Origin of the sequence: Streptomyces physcomitrii, assembly GCF_012273655.1 — a bacterium.
GTDB lineage: Bacteria > Actinomycetota > Actinomycetes > Streptomycetales > Streptomycetaceae > Streptomyces > Streptomyces physcomitrii.
Genome location: NZ_JAAWWP010000005.1, coordinates 98,854 through 114,700, shown reverse-complemented (window position 1 = coordinate 114,700; position 15,847 = coordinate 98,854). Strand labels below are relative to the sequence as shown.

At 68.6% G+C, this 15,847-nt stretch carries 9 protein-coding genes; 8 read left to right on the top strand and 1 reads right to left on the bottom strand.

Translation table 11 applies throughout. The annotated features are described in order from the left end of the window. Positions 1 to 5: 5 nt before the first annotated feature. From HFV08_RS10315 to HFV08_RS10290, 6 genes are all read left to right on the top strand, one after another. The gene (locus HFV08_RS10315; protein WP_168538102.1) at positions 6 to 857 is read left to right on the top strand and encodes a tyrosine-type recombinase/integrase; all 852 of its coding nucleotides are present in this window, start codon (positions 6 to 8) and stop codon (positions 855 to 857) included. 188 nt (positions 858 to 1,045) lie between these two features. Beyond that, a complete protein-coding gene (gene drmA / locus HFV08_RS10310) occupies positions 1,046 to 4,888 on the top strand; it encodes a DISARM system helicase DrmA (RefSeq protein WP_168538100.1) in 3,843 nt (1,280 codons plus the stop codon). Beyond that, entirely contained in the window at positions 4,885 to 6,819 is a 1,935-nt protein-coding gene (gene drmB, locus HFV08_RS10305; RefSeq protein ID WP_168538098.1) for an MrfA Zn-binding domain-containing protein, read from the top strand. The genes drmA and drmB overlap by 4 nt, the downstream gene beginning before the upstream one ends. A 13-nt stretch (positions 6,820 to 6,832) precedes the next feature. Next, a complete protein-coding gene (drmC, locus tag HFV08_RS10300; protein ID WP_168538096.1) occupies positions 6,833 to 7,600 on the top strand; it encodes a DISARM system phospholipase D-like protein DrmC in 768 nt (255 codons plus the stop codon). 122 nt (positions 7,601 to 7,722) lie between these two features. Beyond that, on the top strand, positions 7,723 to 9,075 hold the full coding sequence (locus HFV08_RS10295) for a hypothetical protein (protein WP_168538094.1): 1,353 nt from the start codon (positions 7,723 to 7,725) through the stop codon (positions 9,073 to 9,075). 116 nt (positions 9,076 to 9,191) lie between these two features. Beyond that, positions 9,192 to 11,342 carry a UvrD-helicase domain-containing protein gene (locus HFV08_RS10290; protein ID WP_168538092.1) on the top strand — a complete coding sequence of 717 codons (2,151 nt, stop codon included), beginning with the start codon at positions 9,192 to 9,194 and terminating at the stop codon, positions 11,340 to 11,342. 101 nt (positions 11,343 to 11,443) lie between these two features. On the opposite strand, the gene HFV08_RS10285 is transcribed toward HFV08_RS10290, so the two are convergent. Beyond that, positions 11,444 to 14,029, bottom strand: coding sequence for a GmrSD restriction endonuclease domain-containing protein (locus HFV08_RS10285; protein ID WP_168538090.1), 2,586 nt, complete (start codon positions 14,027 to 14,029; stop codon positions 11,444 to 11,446). Between the two features lie 281 nt (positions 14,030 to 14,310). Here HFV08_RS10285 and HFV08_RS10280 point away from each other — a divergent pair, with 281 nt between their 5' ends. Together HFV08_RS10280 and HFV08_RS10275 are read left to right on the top strand one after the other, a co-directional pair. Continuing rightward, positions 14,311 to 14,985, top strand: a complete 675-nt coding sequence (locus HFV08_RS10280; RefSeq protein WP_168538088.1) for an HAD family hydrolase — start codon at positions 14,311 to 14,313, stop codon at positions 14,983 to 14,985. Next, positions 14,982 to 15,839, top strand: a complete 858-nt coding sequence (locus HFV08_RS10275; protein WP_168538086.1) for an NAD(P)-dependent oxidoreductase — start codon at positions 14,982 to 14,984, stop codon at positions 15,837 to 15,839. Before HFV08_RS10280 ends, HFV08_RS10275 begins: the two co-directional genes overlap by 4 nt. Positions 15,840 to 15,847: the final 8 nt, after the last annotated feature.

Below are 15,847 nucleotides of genomic sequence, written 5' to 3'. Positions count from 1 at the left end.
CCCTCATGACACTCGACAAGTTCACCGAAGCCCAGCGCGCGGACGGCTACTCATCGAACACGATCGGAGCCCGCGTACGTTGCATCAACGCCATTGCTGGCTTCGCCGGCGTAAGCGTGGACCAGCTCAAAGTCGATCATGTTATCACGTACTTCGCTGCGCGCCCCTTGCGTCCATGGTCGCGCAGAACCTACCTGAACCATCTCCAGGCGTTCGGAAAATGGCTGGGAGTGGACCTGATACAAGGCATACGCAAGCCCGCAGCACCCCGGTCAACACCGCATCCGCTCCCAGAAGATGAACTCACCCGGCTCACCGCAGCCACACATGGAGAGCACAGGACCTGGGTCCTGTTGGGGGCGTTCTGCGGTCTCCGCGCACACGAGACGGCCAAACTCGCCCGGGAAGACCTGTCCGCCCTTGATGACGGCACAGCACTACTCCGGGTCACGGGCAAGGGCGGACGCACGGACACCATCCCTGTGCCGCCGGTCGTCATGAAGGCGCTCGACCTGGCAGGAAGTGGCAGATTCTGGGAAGGGACACGTGCCGAATCCGTCTCCCGCACCATCGCCGGTATCGCATCCAAAATCGGCATCCGCATGCGCTACCACCAGCTGAGACACCGATACGGAACGATGGTCTACCGCTCTTCCGGCAGAGACCTGCTCATGACGCAACGTCTGATGCGCCACGCGTCTCCAGCGACCACAGCTGGGTACGCGGCCGTCGCGGACGACCGTGTTCACGTGGTTGTGCTTGATCTTCCAGGAGCTGACCCGGGCGCATCACGGCCAAAGGGGCGGAGAACAAGCTCGCACCAATGCCTGTCGTGCCGCCAGGATGCCCGAGCCTGAAGTGGTGTCCTACCGCGGGGCTTGCGGTAGCTCGGCGGGGCCACGATGCCAGTTGAGCCCTCGATGCGGCTTTGAGTCGTTGCCGAACCAGGACGGCCCTGTGCGGCTCACCGCGACCCCACCAATGTCAGTGAGCCCCCCTATCGTTGTTCGCGGGTGCCAGTCCGCACCCAGGGAGGGATACGCGCATGCCGTCGTCACCACAGAACGCCCCCGTTCCGGAGCCGGGCGTTCCCCACCCCGTGGACGAGGTCCCGCAGACCTTCCAGTCCGGGACGTCATACGACGTCCGGGAGGAACTCGGCAAGCTGATCTCCCGGGATCTGCTGGGGCCGTGGGGCGACGAGACCGAGGCGCTGGCGCCGCACAGCGCGGGGCCCCGTGACCGCTACCTCGTTGGGCTTCTCGGACCCCGGCCCGCGCCGACCGACGCTCCCGTGAAGGTCGCGGCGGGTCAGGCGGAGACCGAGATCAGCGCTGAGGGGGACGGGCGGGACCCGGAGCTCGCAGAGCGGCTCACCCCGCAGGCCGCCGGACGGCTGTGGGCGTCGTCCATGGGGCTGAGCTTCCTGGTGCCGGCCGATGTGGGCATGCTCAGTGTCGTCGCCTCTTGGGGCCGGTACCGGCAGAGCGACAGTAAGACTGACGACGGCAAACCGGTGCGAGCGTGGTCGCGGGAGCCCGTCCGGTACGAGGTGGACATTCCCGTCGACTCACCGGGCACCGTCCGCAAGGTTCTGGAGGGTGTCGACGACACCGACCCGGACCTTCCCTGCATCCGGCTCGACGTGCACGTGCGGGAGCGCCCAGGCACGGTCGACGGTGCGGACAACCTACGTTTCGTCGACGTGTCGCTGATCAACTCTCTGGAGGAGTCCCGTGAACTGCGGGACGGGCAGTGGCTGTTCCAGACGAAGCTGGAAGTCACGGCTTTCGACGGGCAGTCCAGCGTCTTCCTGCCGATCGATGATCCGCTGTCCGATGAGCCCGGCCACATCCTGGAGAACCCCGAAGAGCAGCATCTGCGGCTGCTGTACCGGCAGGAGTTGAAGCACGCTCACGGGCGGAACGTCGCCGTGCACGCGAGTGTCCTGCCGAAGGGGCGGCGCGCGGTCAGGTTGGAGACGACCTGGCTGCCGGTGAAGGACGTGCCGGCCACGGTCGCGCCGAACACAGCTCGTCAGCCGCTGCTCGCCGGTCTTGAAGTGAGCATGGACAAGCTCGCCGAACTGGCCGTCTGGGAGCGGCGCGACGAGCTGTTGAAGGCCCTGCAGCCGCTGGCCGACGGCTACGACGGCTGGTTGCAACAGCAGGCCGCCAAGGCGGAGTCGCTGTCGGGCGAACTGCGGACCACCGCGCTGCGGGCGGTCGACGAGGCCCGCGACGCGTGCGGCCGGATCGCCCTCGGCATCGAGCTGCTGCACACCGACCGGGACGCACTGCGGGCGTTCCGGTTCGCCAACCGGGCCATGGCCATGCAGCGGCGGGCCACGGCGACGGCCGCGCTGCGGGCCGAGGGCGGTGAGAAGCCGCCCACGTACGCGGCGGCCTACGCCGAGATCGATGCGCGCGGTCCCGTGGCCGCGAGCTGGTACCCCTTCCAGCTGGCGTTCGTGCTGCTCAACCTGTGCTCCCTCGCCGATCCCGCGCACAAGGAGCGCAGGGCAGACAGCACCGCCACGGTTGACCTCCTGTTCTTCCCGACCGGCGGCGGTAAGACGGAGGCGTATCTCGGTCTCACGGCCTACACGTTCGCCATCCGACGGCTGCAGAAGGTCGTCGGGGAGGGCGAGGACGCCCGCGAGGGGCGGGACGGCGTCGCTGTACTGATGCGGTACACCCTGCGGCTGCTGACGGCGCAGCAGTTCCAGCGGGCCTCCGCCCTCGTGTGCGCGACGGAAGTGCTCCGCAGGGAGGACGAGGAGGTCTGGGGCCGCAGGCCGTTCCGTATCGGGCTGTGGGTCGGTGCCGGGGTCTCGCCGAACTGGTACGGGGACGCGGCGCAGCAGATCGCCGAGGCCAACGAGTCCGCCTCGGGGCGGCACGCGAACGTCCTCCAGGTGCTGTCCTGCCCATGGTGCGGCGAGGAACTGCGCGCGTGGCGTGACGTGGCACCGGATGACGTACGGCGGCGCGTCATCGTGTACTGCCCGCGTGGGGAGGACGCGGAGCCCTGTCCGTTCTCCCGGATGCAGGCGCGGGGTGAGGGGCTGCCGATCCTCACAGTCGACGAGGAGATCTACCGGCTGGTGCCGAGCCTGCTGATCGCGACCGTGGACAAGCTCGCCCAGCTGCCGTGGCGCGGCTATGCGGGAATGTTGTTCGGGCGCGTGAGTGCCTACTGCGATCGGCACGGCTACCGCCACGACGACCTCGACGAGGAGATCGGTTGCGGGTCCCGGCACAACGCCAAGGACCGGCACAAGGCCGTGACCAGCCGACCGATGCCGCGGCGGCTGCGACCGCCGGACCTCATCATCCAGGACGAGCTGCACCTGATCTCCGGGGCGCTGGGCACCACGGTGGGGCTGTTCGAGTCGGCCGTCGACCAGTTGTGCACCTGGCGGGCGAAGGACTCCCACGGGCAGCTCCGGGACACCGGGCCGAAGATCGTCGCGTCGACGGCCACCACCCGCAACGCCCGTGCGCAGGTGCTTGGCGTGTTCGCCCGAGACCTGGCAATCTTCCCGCCGCAGGTGGTCGACGTCAGCGACACCTTCTTCTCCCAGCAGGTCGACGTCACCCGGGACAACCCTGGGCGGCGCTACTACGGCGTCTGCGCGCACGGGGTGCGCATGAAGGCCGCCGAGATCCGTGTCGCGGAGATCCTGTTGCTCGCCGGGCAGCACATGTTCGACCTCTACGGTGCTCCCGCCGATCCGTACATGACGGTGGTTGGATACTTCAACGCGACCAAGGAACTCGCCGGTATGCGGCGCGTCCTGGACGACGACGTGCCGAGCCGACTGCGGGCCAACGGACGCCGCCGGGGCATCGCCAACCGGCTGCTGCGCGACACCGACATGCTCAACCTCCAGGAGCTGACCTCCCGTATCTCGTCGGTAGAGATCAGCGCCACCCTCAAGCGGCTGGAGATCGGGTTCAACCCGGAGCACGACACATCGGAGCGCAAGAAGGCGATCGTCGACGAGCTCAGGGACGCCGGGAGGGCCCGTCAGCCCCGGGTCCTGCCCGCCCCGCTGCACCGCAGGCCGGTCGACCACGTGCTGGCCACGTCGATGCTCCAGGTGGGCGTGGACGTCTCCCGCTTCGGCCTGATGGTCGTCACCGGGCAGCCGAAGAACACCGCCGAGTACATCCAGGCGTCCTCCCGTGTCGGACGTCAGGCCAAGCGGCCCGGCATCGTGATCACGCTCTACAACTGGGCGCGGCCCCGAGACCTCGCTCACTTCGAAGACTTCGAGCACTACCACGCGACGTTCTACCGGCAGGTCGAGGCGCTGTCGGTGACCCCGTTCACGCGGCGGGCGCTCGACCGGGGCACCACCGCCACGTATGTCTCCGCCGTGCGGCAAGCGTGCGACGAGTTCTCCGACAACGTGGACGCGGAGGGGGTGGACCTCGAAGACCCGCGGGTGCGGGACGTCGAGCGGCGGCTGCTGGCGCGCGCGGAGGCCGTGGACGGGGACCGGGCGCGCGGCTACCTCGCCGAGCGCATCGACGCCCTGCGCGACGCCTGGACGGCCAAGAAGGGTGAGCAGGGCCGGCTCGGCTACCGGGGCCAGACCCGGCAAAAGCAGACGGTGCTGGGACTGCTGCGCAACGCGGACGGCAGCGGATGGGACGTGCTCACCGTCCCGCAGTCGATGCGCGAGACGGAGAACGAGATCAACATGCTGTTGTCCGCCGACACCGTGCTGTCGGCCCCTGCCGGCAACGCCTGGGAGTTCGGACCGCCCGCCGAGGGCACCGACGGCCCGGACACCGAAAGCGGCGACGAACACGGCGAGATGCCGGACCCGGACGGGAACGGCGACGACAACGGCACGGCCAGGGGGCGGCGGTCATGAGCGGCGGCGGATACTTCAGGCGGGTGGGGGCGGTACGGCCGAGCCACCTCATGTTCACCGGCGGCGTCGGCGCCCTAGTCGACCTGCCCAACTTCTCCGTCATGGTCAAGGGCCTCGACCACTGGAGCTATGCCGGTGTGCCCGACCCGGTGATCGAGGAGCCTCGGCTCCGCGGGGCCGTCAACCGGGCCCTGCGGCGCTACGGCCCGAACCAGGTGGGCGAGTTGCGCGCCGCCCCGTGGATCCCCGGCACCGACACAGACCCGAAGGGGAACGCGGCACGGATCGGCGTGCCCGTGACCCCTTTCCCGCAGTGGCTGCGCTGTACGGCGTGCAATGAGCTGGCCTCCCTGGGTTCGGGCAAGTGGGGGTTCGAGAACAGCAACGCCCGCCGCCCTGACGAGGCGCGGTTCTACCACGAGAACTGCTACCGGAAGAAGAAGGGCCGCAAGCCCCTCGCCGTGGCCGCTCGCTTCGCGCTCGCCTGCACCAAGGGCCACCTCGACGAGTTCCCGTACACGGAGTTCGTGCACGAGGGCCGCGCCTGCCCCGACACGACGTACCCGACGCTGAGGATGCGCGACAACGGAGGCAACCTCGCGGCCAACGTCTCCCTCGAATGCCTCGTGTGTAAGAAGGCCAAACGCAACATCCGGGACGCGATGGGCGACAAGGGCCGCGAGAACCTGCCCCGCTGCCGTGGCCGGCATCCGCAGTGGGACGGCGTCTACGACACCTGCGACGAGACGCCGTATCTGCTGGTCGTGGGCGCGTCCAACCAGTGGTTCCCCGTGACGCTCAGTGCACTGGCACTGCCCGACACCGGGACCGACTCACTGCGCAAGCTCGTCGAGGAACGCTGGCCGGACCTGGAGGACTTCGAGGACGAGGCGGAGATCGCCATGTTCGCCAAGAAGTCGAAGCACCACCGCTACCTTCGCGACTACGAGCCCGCACAGGTCTGGCAGGCCATCTCCGCCTACCGCGCGGCCCTGTCGGGTGATGCGGGCGAGACCGAGCAACCGCCGGGCCCTCCGGACCTGCTGACCCCCGAGTGGCAGGTGCTGTCCGCGGCGAAGACCGCCGACCCGACCGAGGACTTCGCGCTTGTGGACGCCTCGCTCAGTGGGCCGCTGTCCACCGTCTTCTCCCAGGTGCGGCAGGTGGAGCGGCTACGCGAGGTGCGGGCCCTCATCGGCTTCACCCGGTTGGACGCCCCCGATCCCGAGGACCCCGGCCTGGTCACCCGCGTCGACCTGGGGCGGCGCGAACGCGACTGGGTGCCGGCCAGCGAGGTGCGTGGCGAGGGGCTGTTTCTGAGGGTGGACGATCACCTGATCGAGCAGTGGGAGCAGCGGGTCGCGTCGAGCGACGCCCTCGCCGCACATGCCGCGGCTTTCGGCCGGTTCCGTGAGCACCGCAGGTCGGAACGAATCCAGGACGGCTCCGATCTGATGCAAGGCTGGCCGGGCAGTCGCTACATCGCCCTTCACACGCTCTCCCACCTACTCATCCGTACCATCGCGATGGAGTGCGGCTACAACTCGGCGAGTCTGGCCGAGCGGATCTACAGCGGCGACGCCGAGGAACGGCGGACCGGCATCCTCATCTACACGGCCGTCCCGGACTCGGAGGGCACGCTCGGCGGGCTGGTCTCCCTCGCCGACCAGGACCCGAGCACCGGTGAGAACCGGCTGGCCAGGATCGTACGGACGGCACTGTACAAAGCGGGGCGGTGCTCCTCGGACCCGCTGTGCGGCGAACGCCTTCCCAAGGCGCCGGAGGACTTCCTGCACGGTGCCGCCTGCCACGCCTGCCTGTTCGTGTCCGAGACCACGTGCGAGCGCGGCAACCGCTTCCTAGACCGGCGGTTCATCACCCACCTGGCAGGCGACCCGAAATCACTGGCCCTCATCCCGGACTTCGGGTGAGCGGATCGACCGGGTGAGCCGCAGGCGCTTCGAGGCGGCGGCAGCGACGGCCGCCGCCTCGCTCGGGCCCACACGGACTAAGGCGCTGGCCACGCTCCTCTCCCAGGGCCGGTCCCCGGCGTACATCCTCGGCAGGCTTCAGACGCCGGCCGCGCTGGAAGCCGTATCGGCGTTGCTGGCGTCGATGACGGAGGACAGCGTTCCCGCGGCGGAGACGGCGGCGTATCTGCGGGGTTACGCGGCGGCCTGGACCCGGCAGCGCGAGGACACCGAGGCCCGTGCGGTGTGGAGCGGCCCTTCCACGCCTGGGACACCCAGCCGCGCCACCGCCCAGGTGCTGACGGAGGTGGTCGGCGCCGCAGAGCACCGGCTCGTCGCCGTGACCTACTCGGCCCGCTCGTACGCACCGCTGACCGCAGCGCTGTCCGAGGCCGTGGCCCGGGGCGTCACAGTGGACATCGTCGTGGAGACACTGGAAGGCGCGGGCGGGCTACTCTCCGGGCGTGAGCCGGCCGATGCCTTCTCCCGTGTACCGGGCCTGCGGCTCTGGCACTGGCCGACGGGTCAACGCCCCACTCCCGGAAGCCGGTTGCACGCGAAGCTGGCGGTGGCCGACGACCGGATCCTCTTTCTTTCCAGCGCCAACCTCACGGCGGCCGGCGCCGAGCGCAACATCGAGGCAGGCGTGCTGCTGAACGGCGGTCCCATGCCGGGACGGATGGCGGAACACATAAGGGAGTTGCAGCGTCGAGGGGTTCTCGCACGGTGGCCAGGCGCCTGATGAAGTCCGGTCACCGTCGAATCATCGCCATTTGCATGGCCGGTTGACGGCCACTTAGCCCTGACGGCCGGAACCTGGCCAACAATTGAGCCTCCGGTTTCACATGATGCAGGAGGTCACAAATGGTCGCCGTCGCTCTGGTGCACAGCACCGTGCTGATGACGGAGCGGCTCCCCGAAAATCCTCCGGCATGGCTGACCCGCGGTGAGCGGACCTTCGCATATCCGTACAGAGAATGGAGGAAGCCGCGCGTCTGGTGCCTCGCCTTCTTCACGGACCGTCACGCCCGCTATGAGCAGCGCAGGATCATCGGGGTGGGCGGCGTCTTCCCGGGCAGGCGGTCGGGCACCTACGAACGTGCCCTGCTCGCCCGCGACTTCACCGCACTCCTGGTTCCGCTGCCGCTCGTCGACCTTGAGGGCGCGATGGGGGCCAGCCGCCGATTCCTCAAGGACGACGGTCGTTTGTCTCCCGCGGCCGACGACAACCTGCTCGCCGCCATCCGGCATCTGCGGCCGGAACTGAACGCGACGCTGGATGGCTTGGAGAACAGCCTGGGGGCCAATCCTCCTACAGGTCGGGAGGGAGAACAGCGGAGCTTTGAGAAGGACGCGATGGGCACCGTCATGGAGACGTTCGGCGCGGACCGCGATCCACTCGAAGCGTGGCAGCAGCCGCTCGGCGGGGACGATCCCCGCTCCCGATCCGTCCCCTTCATCGAAGGGATGCCCGACCTCCGGCAGATCGAGGACCAGCAGATCGTCCACGACTACCTTCGCTTTCCTGGCATGGAGGGTGAAGACGCCGTGCAGGTCGGCTGGCGGATCTACCGCCGCAGCTCCGGATCCCACCATCGGCTGTTCGTGTACAACGCCAACCGCACGAACGCCGAGACCGTCATGGGCGTCGACATGATCTACGTGAACGAGCACGCCCGAAGCGTGGCCATGGTCCAGTACAAGCGGATGCGTCAGAGCGGGCACAGCTGGGTGTACTGGCACGACGCCACCGGCGAGCGGGAGTTGAAGCGGATGGAGACCGTCGACGACGAGTGCCAGGCCGAGGACGAGTGGGCTCGGACCAGCCAGGAGGGGCCGACGATGCTGGGGGATCCACGCCTGGTCCCCACGCCCAGCATGGTCAAACTGTGCCGCACCACGCCCTTCATGATGAACTCCGCCGCCCTCATCCCTGGCATGTATCTGACGCGGGAGCACTTCCAGGAACTGCTTCAACGCCCCGAGGCCGACGGGCCGTCCGGCGGGACACGTATCGTCGAGGAGTCGGTTCCCCGGTACCTGAACAACACCACCTTCACCACGCTGCTCAGGGACGGATGGATCGGCACGCGCGGCACCGGCTGGGACTACGTCATCGACCTAATACGCGAGAGCCTGTCCGCCAACGGGCCGGGCTCCGTCGTCGTGGGGATGCATCGGAGTGAGGTTCCACCCGGCAACCGCCGAGTCAACTGACCCGCGCCGCAGGCGGACGGCGATCGAGGCGATCCGGCTGCCCTGGCACGTACGGACCGGTCTCGCGAATCGGAGCCGGTCAGTAAGGTGATCGTAGTCTTCTGGAGGGGGCGCGGATGGCGACGCTGGGGATGCACCGGGACTTCCTGCTGGAGTTCGCGGCGTTGGAGAAACCAGTCCAGAAGCGGGTCTTCGAGGTGTTCGAGAAGTTCGCGGCAGCCACGCACACTGGGCTGCACCTGGAGAAGCTGACTCACCAGAAAGATCCGCGGCTGCGGACCATCCGCATCACCGGCTTCTGGCGCGGCGTCGTCCTCAAGGGCGAGTCGGGCGACAGTTACCTGCTGCTCAAGGTGCTTCCCCATGACAAGGCCAACGACTGGGCCGCCAAGCACCGCGCGTCGGTGAACGAGGCGACGCAAGGCATTGAGATACGCAACGACGTGGCCCTGGAACGGGCCACGGCGGGGCTGCGTGCGCTGGCCGCCGAGGAACCGACCCGCCTGTTCCCCGCCTCCGACTACCCGGACAAGGTGCTGCGCAGCCTCGGTGTGGACGAGGAGATCCTGCCGATCATCCGGCTGATCCCGGACGAGGATCATCTGGAGGCACTGCACAAGGTGCTGCCGGAGCATCAGTACGACGTACTGCTGGGACTCGCGACCGGCATGAAGCCCGAGGCGATCGACCGGGAACTGGTGCAGGCGTACGCCCGGACCGCCGCGCGGACCCCCGCGGCTGACGACGGTGACGAGCTGGGCACCGCGATGGCCCGTTCCCGCGGCCGGGTCGCGCTCGTGTCGGGCCCCGTCGAACTGCAGGGAATCCTGGAGCGGCCGTTCGACGCCTGGCGGGTCTTTCTGCACCCGAGCCAGTACCGGGTGGCGTACCACGAGGGCTACGCCGGGCCGGCCCGGGTCACCGGCGGGCCCGGCACGGGCAAGACGGTGGTCGCCCTGCACCGGGCGTACCATCTGGCCCGGCAACTTCCCGAGGAGGCCCCCGACGGATGCGTTCTGCTCACCACCTTCACCAGGGATCTTGCGGCCGAGCTGGAGCGCTGTCTGACGCTGCTGGTCGAGGAGGAGAACGTCCGAGCGAAGATCCGGGTGGTCAACGTCGACGCCCTGGCCAACGAGATCGTACGGGCGGAGCGCGGCGGCGCCCCACTGAAACTGGTCTTCGACCAGAAGGAGATCACCGCCCGCTGGACGCGCATTGTGCAGCGGTTGGGGATCGACTTCACGGACGTCTTCCTCGACCAGGAGTGGCGTCAGATCGTCCTCGCGCAGGCTCTGACCGAACCGGAGGAGTACCTGAAGGCGCCGCGTACCGGCCGCGGCACCGCGCTCCCGCCGCTAAAACGCCTTCAAGTATGGCGAGCCGTCACCGCGTTCGAGGTGCAGTTGCGCCAGGCCGGCGAGTGGACGTTCCTTCAGGTGTGTGCGGAGGCGGCACGTCTCCTGGACGGCCGGGAACAGAGGCCGTACCACCATGTCGTGATCGACGAGGCGCAAGACCTGCACCCCGCGCAGTGGCGGTTCCTGCGGGCCCTGGTCGCTCCCGGTCAGGACGATCTGTTCCTCGCTGGTGACACTTACCAGCGGATCTACGGGAACCGGGTGTCGCTGCGCTCGCTCGGCGTCCAGGTCGTTGGCCGCTCGCACCGACTCCGGATCAACTACCGCACCACGCAGGAAATCCTGGCCTGGTCGGCCTCACTGCTGACCGGTGAGGAGCCGGACGACATGGACGGCGGGAACGATACGCTGGCGGGATACCGCTCCACCATGCACGGAGAGCGGCCGGAGACGGCCGGGTATGCCACGAAGCCTGAGGAGATCGAGGCGCTGGTGGCCCGTGTGCGGGACTGGACCGGCGCAGGGGTGCAGGCGGAGGACATCGGTGTGGCGGTGCGCTACGTCCAGCTGGGGCGGGACATCGCCCAGGCCCTGGAGCAGGCTGGCCTCGCCGCGTGCGTGCTCGGCGCCGGGCGCGATGGCGCCGGTGTCCGGATCGGCACCATGCACCGGATGAAGGGGCTGGAGTTCCGCTGTGTCGCCGTCGCCGGGGTGAATGACGGCACCGTGCCGATGAAGTCGGCCGTCACCGCGGTCGAGGTCGACGCCCAGCAGCACCAGGAGGACCTGAACGGGGAGTTGAACCTGCTGTTCGTGGCGTGCACGCGGGCGCGCGAGGCACTGCGGGTGTCCTGGCACGGGGCGCAGAGCCCGTTCCTAGCGCCGGTCGTCAACCCGCGTCCGTAGCGTTCAAAGGTCCCGCAAGCCATGGCTACTGGGCCCATGCGTGACGTGCGTGGGGCCAGCAGAATGCCGTGCCCCCCACTCCACTGGGGGCACGGAGGATGTCAGGCAGTGCCCGGGTTCTCGTCCATCATACGGCGGGCCTCTGCCAGGGCCGCTGTATGCGCGAACCACTCCAGCACCGCGCAGATCTCCTCGCTGTGCGCGGCGAAGACCTCCACCGAGAAGGACGGGCGAAGGTCCAGTTTCGCCTCGGCCAGGTCGATGCCATCGATCCCGTTCAGGCGGTTCATCAACTCGCGCCGCAGCGGCTCGTCATCGAACGGGGGACGCTTCTTCAGATACTGGAACACGACCTCGACGGTGCCGGAGACCGGGTAGAGAGCCAGGGGCCACAGCTCTCGGGAAGCGGGCGCGTTGCCGAAACGTACTGTGGGGAAGCAACTGGTCTCGCTTGCCCGGCCGTAGGCGAGATGACCGCCCTGCTGCTCCCAGAAACGCAGGGCGTCCAGGACGCCGTCGACGGTCTCCTCGATCTGGTTGTCACGCAGCTGCGTTTCGAACCGACTGGCCGCCGACTGCTGCTCGTCGCCGTCGACCCGCGGTGACGGCTCGGCCTCATCGGCGACATCCTTGCCCAGCAGGGCTGCCAGGTCGGAGGTGGTCAGCCGGTGGGATCGGCGGGCCCGGCCCGCGTCGTCGAAGGAAACTCCCTCGGCCTCCAGACGGGTTTGCACATCACCGAGGTCCTGGCCATCCGGCCACCTGAAGCCCGCCGAGACGCGGCCGTCCGCCGTCAGCACCCGGTAGGCGCCGTGCAGGCCCACCTTGGACGCCAGATGCTGGCCGACCGGGACGGCGTGGGTGCCGATGAGCGCCGCGACGTCACCGTACGTCGTCCACGTCCCGGCCGGCATGGCGAGAAGCGCGGCCCGCAGCTCCTTCCAGCCTGACCACTCGTCGTCCACCGGGACCGTGCCCGCGACGGGACCGGGCCACAGTCGTACCACCCGGTCGGCGAGGGCGGCGGCGCGGTCGAGGATCTCCGTCTTCCCCCAGCGCTCCCGCCCTGCGATCTCCTGGTTCATCCGCAGGGAGCTGAAGTCCAGGATTTCCTGCTTGCGGCGGAACGGATGGTTTGAGAGCTTCGCGTTGTCAGCCGAGAGTGTCAGGTTGCCCAGCGTGTGGACCAGTAGGGCGTGGAGTTCCTCGGCGCCCTGTCCGTCCTCGGTCTCCTCGGCCAGCAGGTCCAGCCACTGGTGTGAGGGGCTCTGCGGCAGCACGTGCTCGACGGTCAGGTGCGCCTTGGCGTAGTCGACCGGTTCGCTGGCTCCGTAGCTCTCCTCCAGCCTGCGCAGTACCTGGAACCGCTGGTTGCTGCGGCCCGCCTTGTAGAAGGGCCGGGTGCGGATCGCCTCGCGGACGGCGTCGTCGTCGGGCCAGACACGGGCACCCGCCTTGCCCTTCGACAGGAAGCGGCTTACGGCCTCGGCCGGGTCGTCGTCCTTTTCTATCTCCTTGGCCATCTCCATGAACACCCGGTTGCTGCCCGTAGTGGAGTGCCCGGTGAACAGGCGCCGCACCATGTAGCTCTCGGCGTACGCCAGTGCCCGGGCGGCCTGGTGGGGTGTGGCCTGCCCGTCGTCCACGCGGTCGAGCAGGTGGAGTGCCAGCGGGTAGTGGGTCTGGCCGCCCCACCGGGAGAGCCTCTCCAGGACTTCGCGCAGCTCCGGGTCGGGCTCCCGCTCGGGTTCCAGGATCCGCATCAGACGCTCCGCCCGGCGGGCCAGGGAGGCGATTTCGGCCTCCAGGGCCGCTTCGTCGGAACTCAGGGACTCCAGGCGCTTCTTCTGGTCCCGGTAGATCTCGCTCTGCTTCGCCCGGCTGTTGCCGGCCACCACCAGGTCGAGCCAGACGAGGAGTTCGAGGTTGGCGGGGCCCAGCCGTTCCTGCATGGGCAGCCACAGATTCTGGTAGACGGACTCGCCCCGGTTCGGCAGACACATGAAGAGGTAGTTGCGCAGGAGGTCGCTCTGGCTGAGTCCGACCCCCGTGTTGTTGATCGACTCGAAGATCCGGTAGACGTTGTCGCCCTCCGACGCGGTGATCTCCACGATCGACAGTAGACCGCCCAGCACGGTCTCCACCGCGTCCGTCCACGTCTCACCGGCGTTATCCTCGCCTTCTGAGAGGGCGCCCAGGAAGAACCGGTAGGCGGCGCCCACGTTGCCTGGGCCGCCTGCCCTGGGTGAGCTCTCGACACAGGCGGTGAACGCGTCGCGGTCCGCTTGCGTGGGCAGAAGCCGGTAGTGGTCGTCGCCGTTTCGGTATTTGTTGACGAGTACGAGGTCATGGATGCGCTCGGCCTTCTGCTCCGCGCCGCGTTCCCGGTGGCGATCGCGCAACGCCGTAAAGGCCAGCATGAGGGTGGTGAGCCGCTGCTGGCCGTCGACAACGAGCCAACGCTGCATGCCGCCGGCGGTGATCCGGCCCGGGGCCAGCACGACGGAGCCGAGGAAGTGCGCGGCGGGGAGCCGTCCTTCCAAGTGCTCCTCGACCAACTCTTGCACATCGTCCCAGAGTTGCCGCAGCTCATCCCGCTGCCAGCTGTAGGTGCGCTGGTAGAGCGGCACTTGATACTGCTTTTCGCCTTGGACGAGTTCGTTGAACGTGGTCTCCTGCGCGTGCACGCGTGTCTTTCCCCCCGCTGGGTCTCGGACGACCCATTTTCTACTCTCGGGCTGCGTGTGTCCTCGTCCTCGACTGGATCAGTAGCGGTGACATGTTTCGGAAGCCGGGTCTCGCCAGGTGTACTGGGGCGTACATGGGCGCGCTGCCACATTTTCGGGCTCGAAGCGGGACTCCGCAGAAGTCACGTGATCGGCCGAGTCAGTCGTAGGAGACGCGGTTACGCCACTACAGGGGACACGACCTCGACGAACTAACGCGCTGCAGCACTATGGTGCGTGATGTGCGACGCCCTCTGGCTCTCTTCGATCTCGACAACACACTCGTGGACCGGCGGGGAACGCTCGCGGAATGGGCCGCCGAGTTCACCGCCCGGCACCGTCTGGCGGACGAGGAGCGGGCGTACGTCCTGAGCATGGTGGCAGAGCGGGCCTATCCGTCCACATTTGACGCGATCCGCATTCGCTACCGGCTGCCCATGTCGACTGCGGAGCTGTGGCGCGCGTACTACACCGACATCGCGGCCTTGGTGTTGTGCCAGGCCGAGGTCCTCGACGGCTTGGACGAGCTGCGTGCGGCCGGCTGGCGGGTGGGAGTGGCGACCAACGGTGCAGTGGACATCCAGCGCACCAAGCTGCAGGCCACCGGGATCGCCGAGCGCGTGGATGGCGTCTTCGTCTCCGATGAGGCCCACGCGCGCAAACCGCAGACCTGGCACTTCACCCTGGCGGCGGCCCGCTGCGGCACCGTGCTGGGCGACGGCGGCTGGATGGTTGGCGACAACCCGGTCAACGACATCGGCGGCGGACGTTCCGCGGGGCTGCGCACCATCTGGATCGGCAGCGGTAGCTCCTGGCCACCGGACGATCCCGGCCCGGACCACACGGTGCCGCATGCACGTGCTGCCATCGACCTGCTGCTTCAGCACTCCGCCGGCGGCACGAGGATCACGACATGACGTACACCATCGGGCTGTTGCACCCGGGCAGTATGGGATCCGCCTTCGGCGCCCAATTGCGCGCCCGCGGCCACATCGTCCTGTGGTGTCCTGACGGACGCAGCGTTGCAACCCGCCGCCGGGCCGAGCACGCGGGTCTCGAAGCCGAGGCGCTGGCCGAGCTCGTCTCCCGCTCCGACGTGCTGCTCTCTCTATGCCCTCCCGCCGCAGCGGAAGAGACTGCTGCGCAAGTGGCCGAGCTCGGTATGGCCGGCACGGGCGCGATCTATGTTGAAGCGAATGCCGTCTCGCCGTCGCGTGTGCAGCGCATCGCCGACTGCCTGGCCCCGATGCCGGTCGTCGACGCCGCCGTGGTCGGATCGCCCCCGGTAGGCGGCAAGTGCCCGACGCTCTATCTGTCCGGCCCCAGCAAACAGGCAGCCCGGATCGCCGAACTTCTTGCCGGCATCGACGTGCGGCCCCACGTCCTGGGCGACAGCATCGGCAAAGCCTCCGCACTCAAGCTCGCTTACTCCAGCTACCAGAAGGTCTCCCGCGTGCTGGCCGCCGTCGCGTACGGGGCGGCGGACTCGTACGGTGTCGTGGACGAGCTGCTGGAGATCGCGGCCAAGCGCACCCGCAGCTACCTCGCGGAGACCGACTACATCCCCAAGACCGCTGCCCGCGCCTGGCGGTGGGGCCCGGAGCTTGAGGACGCGGCGGCTCTGCTCAGTGATGTCGGGTTGCCCGACGAACTCATGCGCGCCGCTGCCGCCACACTCGCCCGGTGGGACGGCAGCAGAGACGAGCGCCTGGGGGTCGCCGAGGCGCTGGAAGCCTTGCGCGTCGAAGGCGACCTGAACAGCCCGAGTTGAGCGGCGAG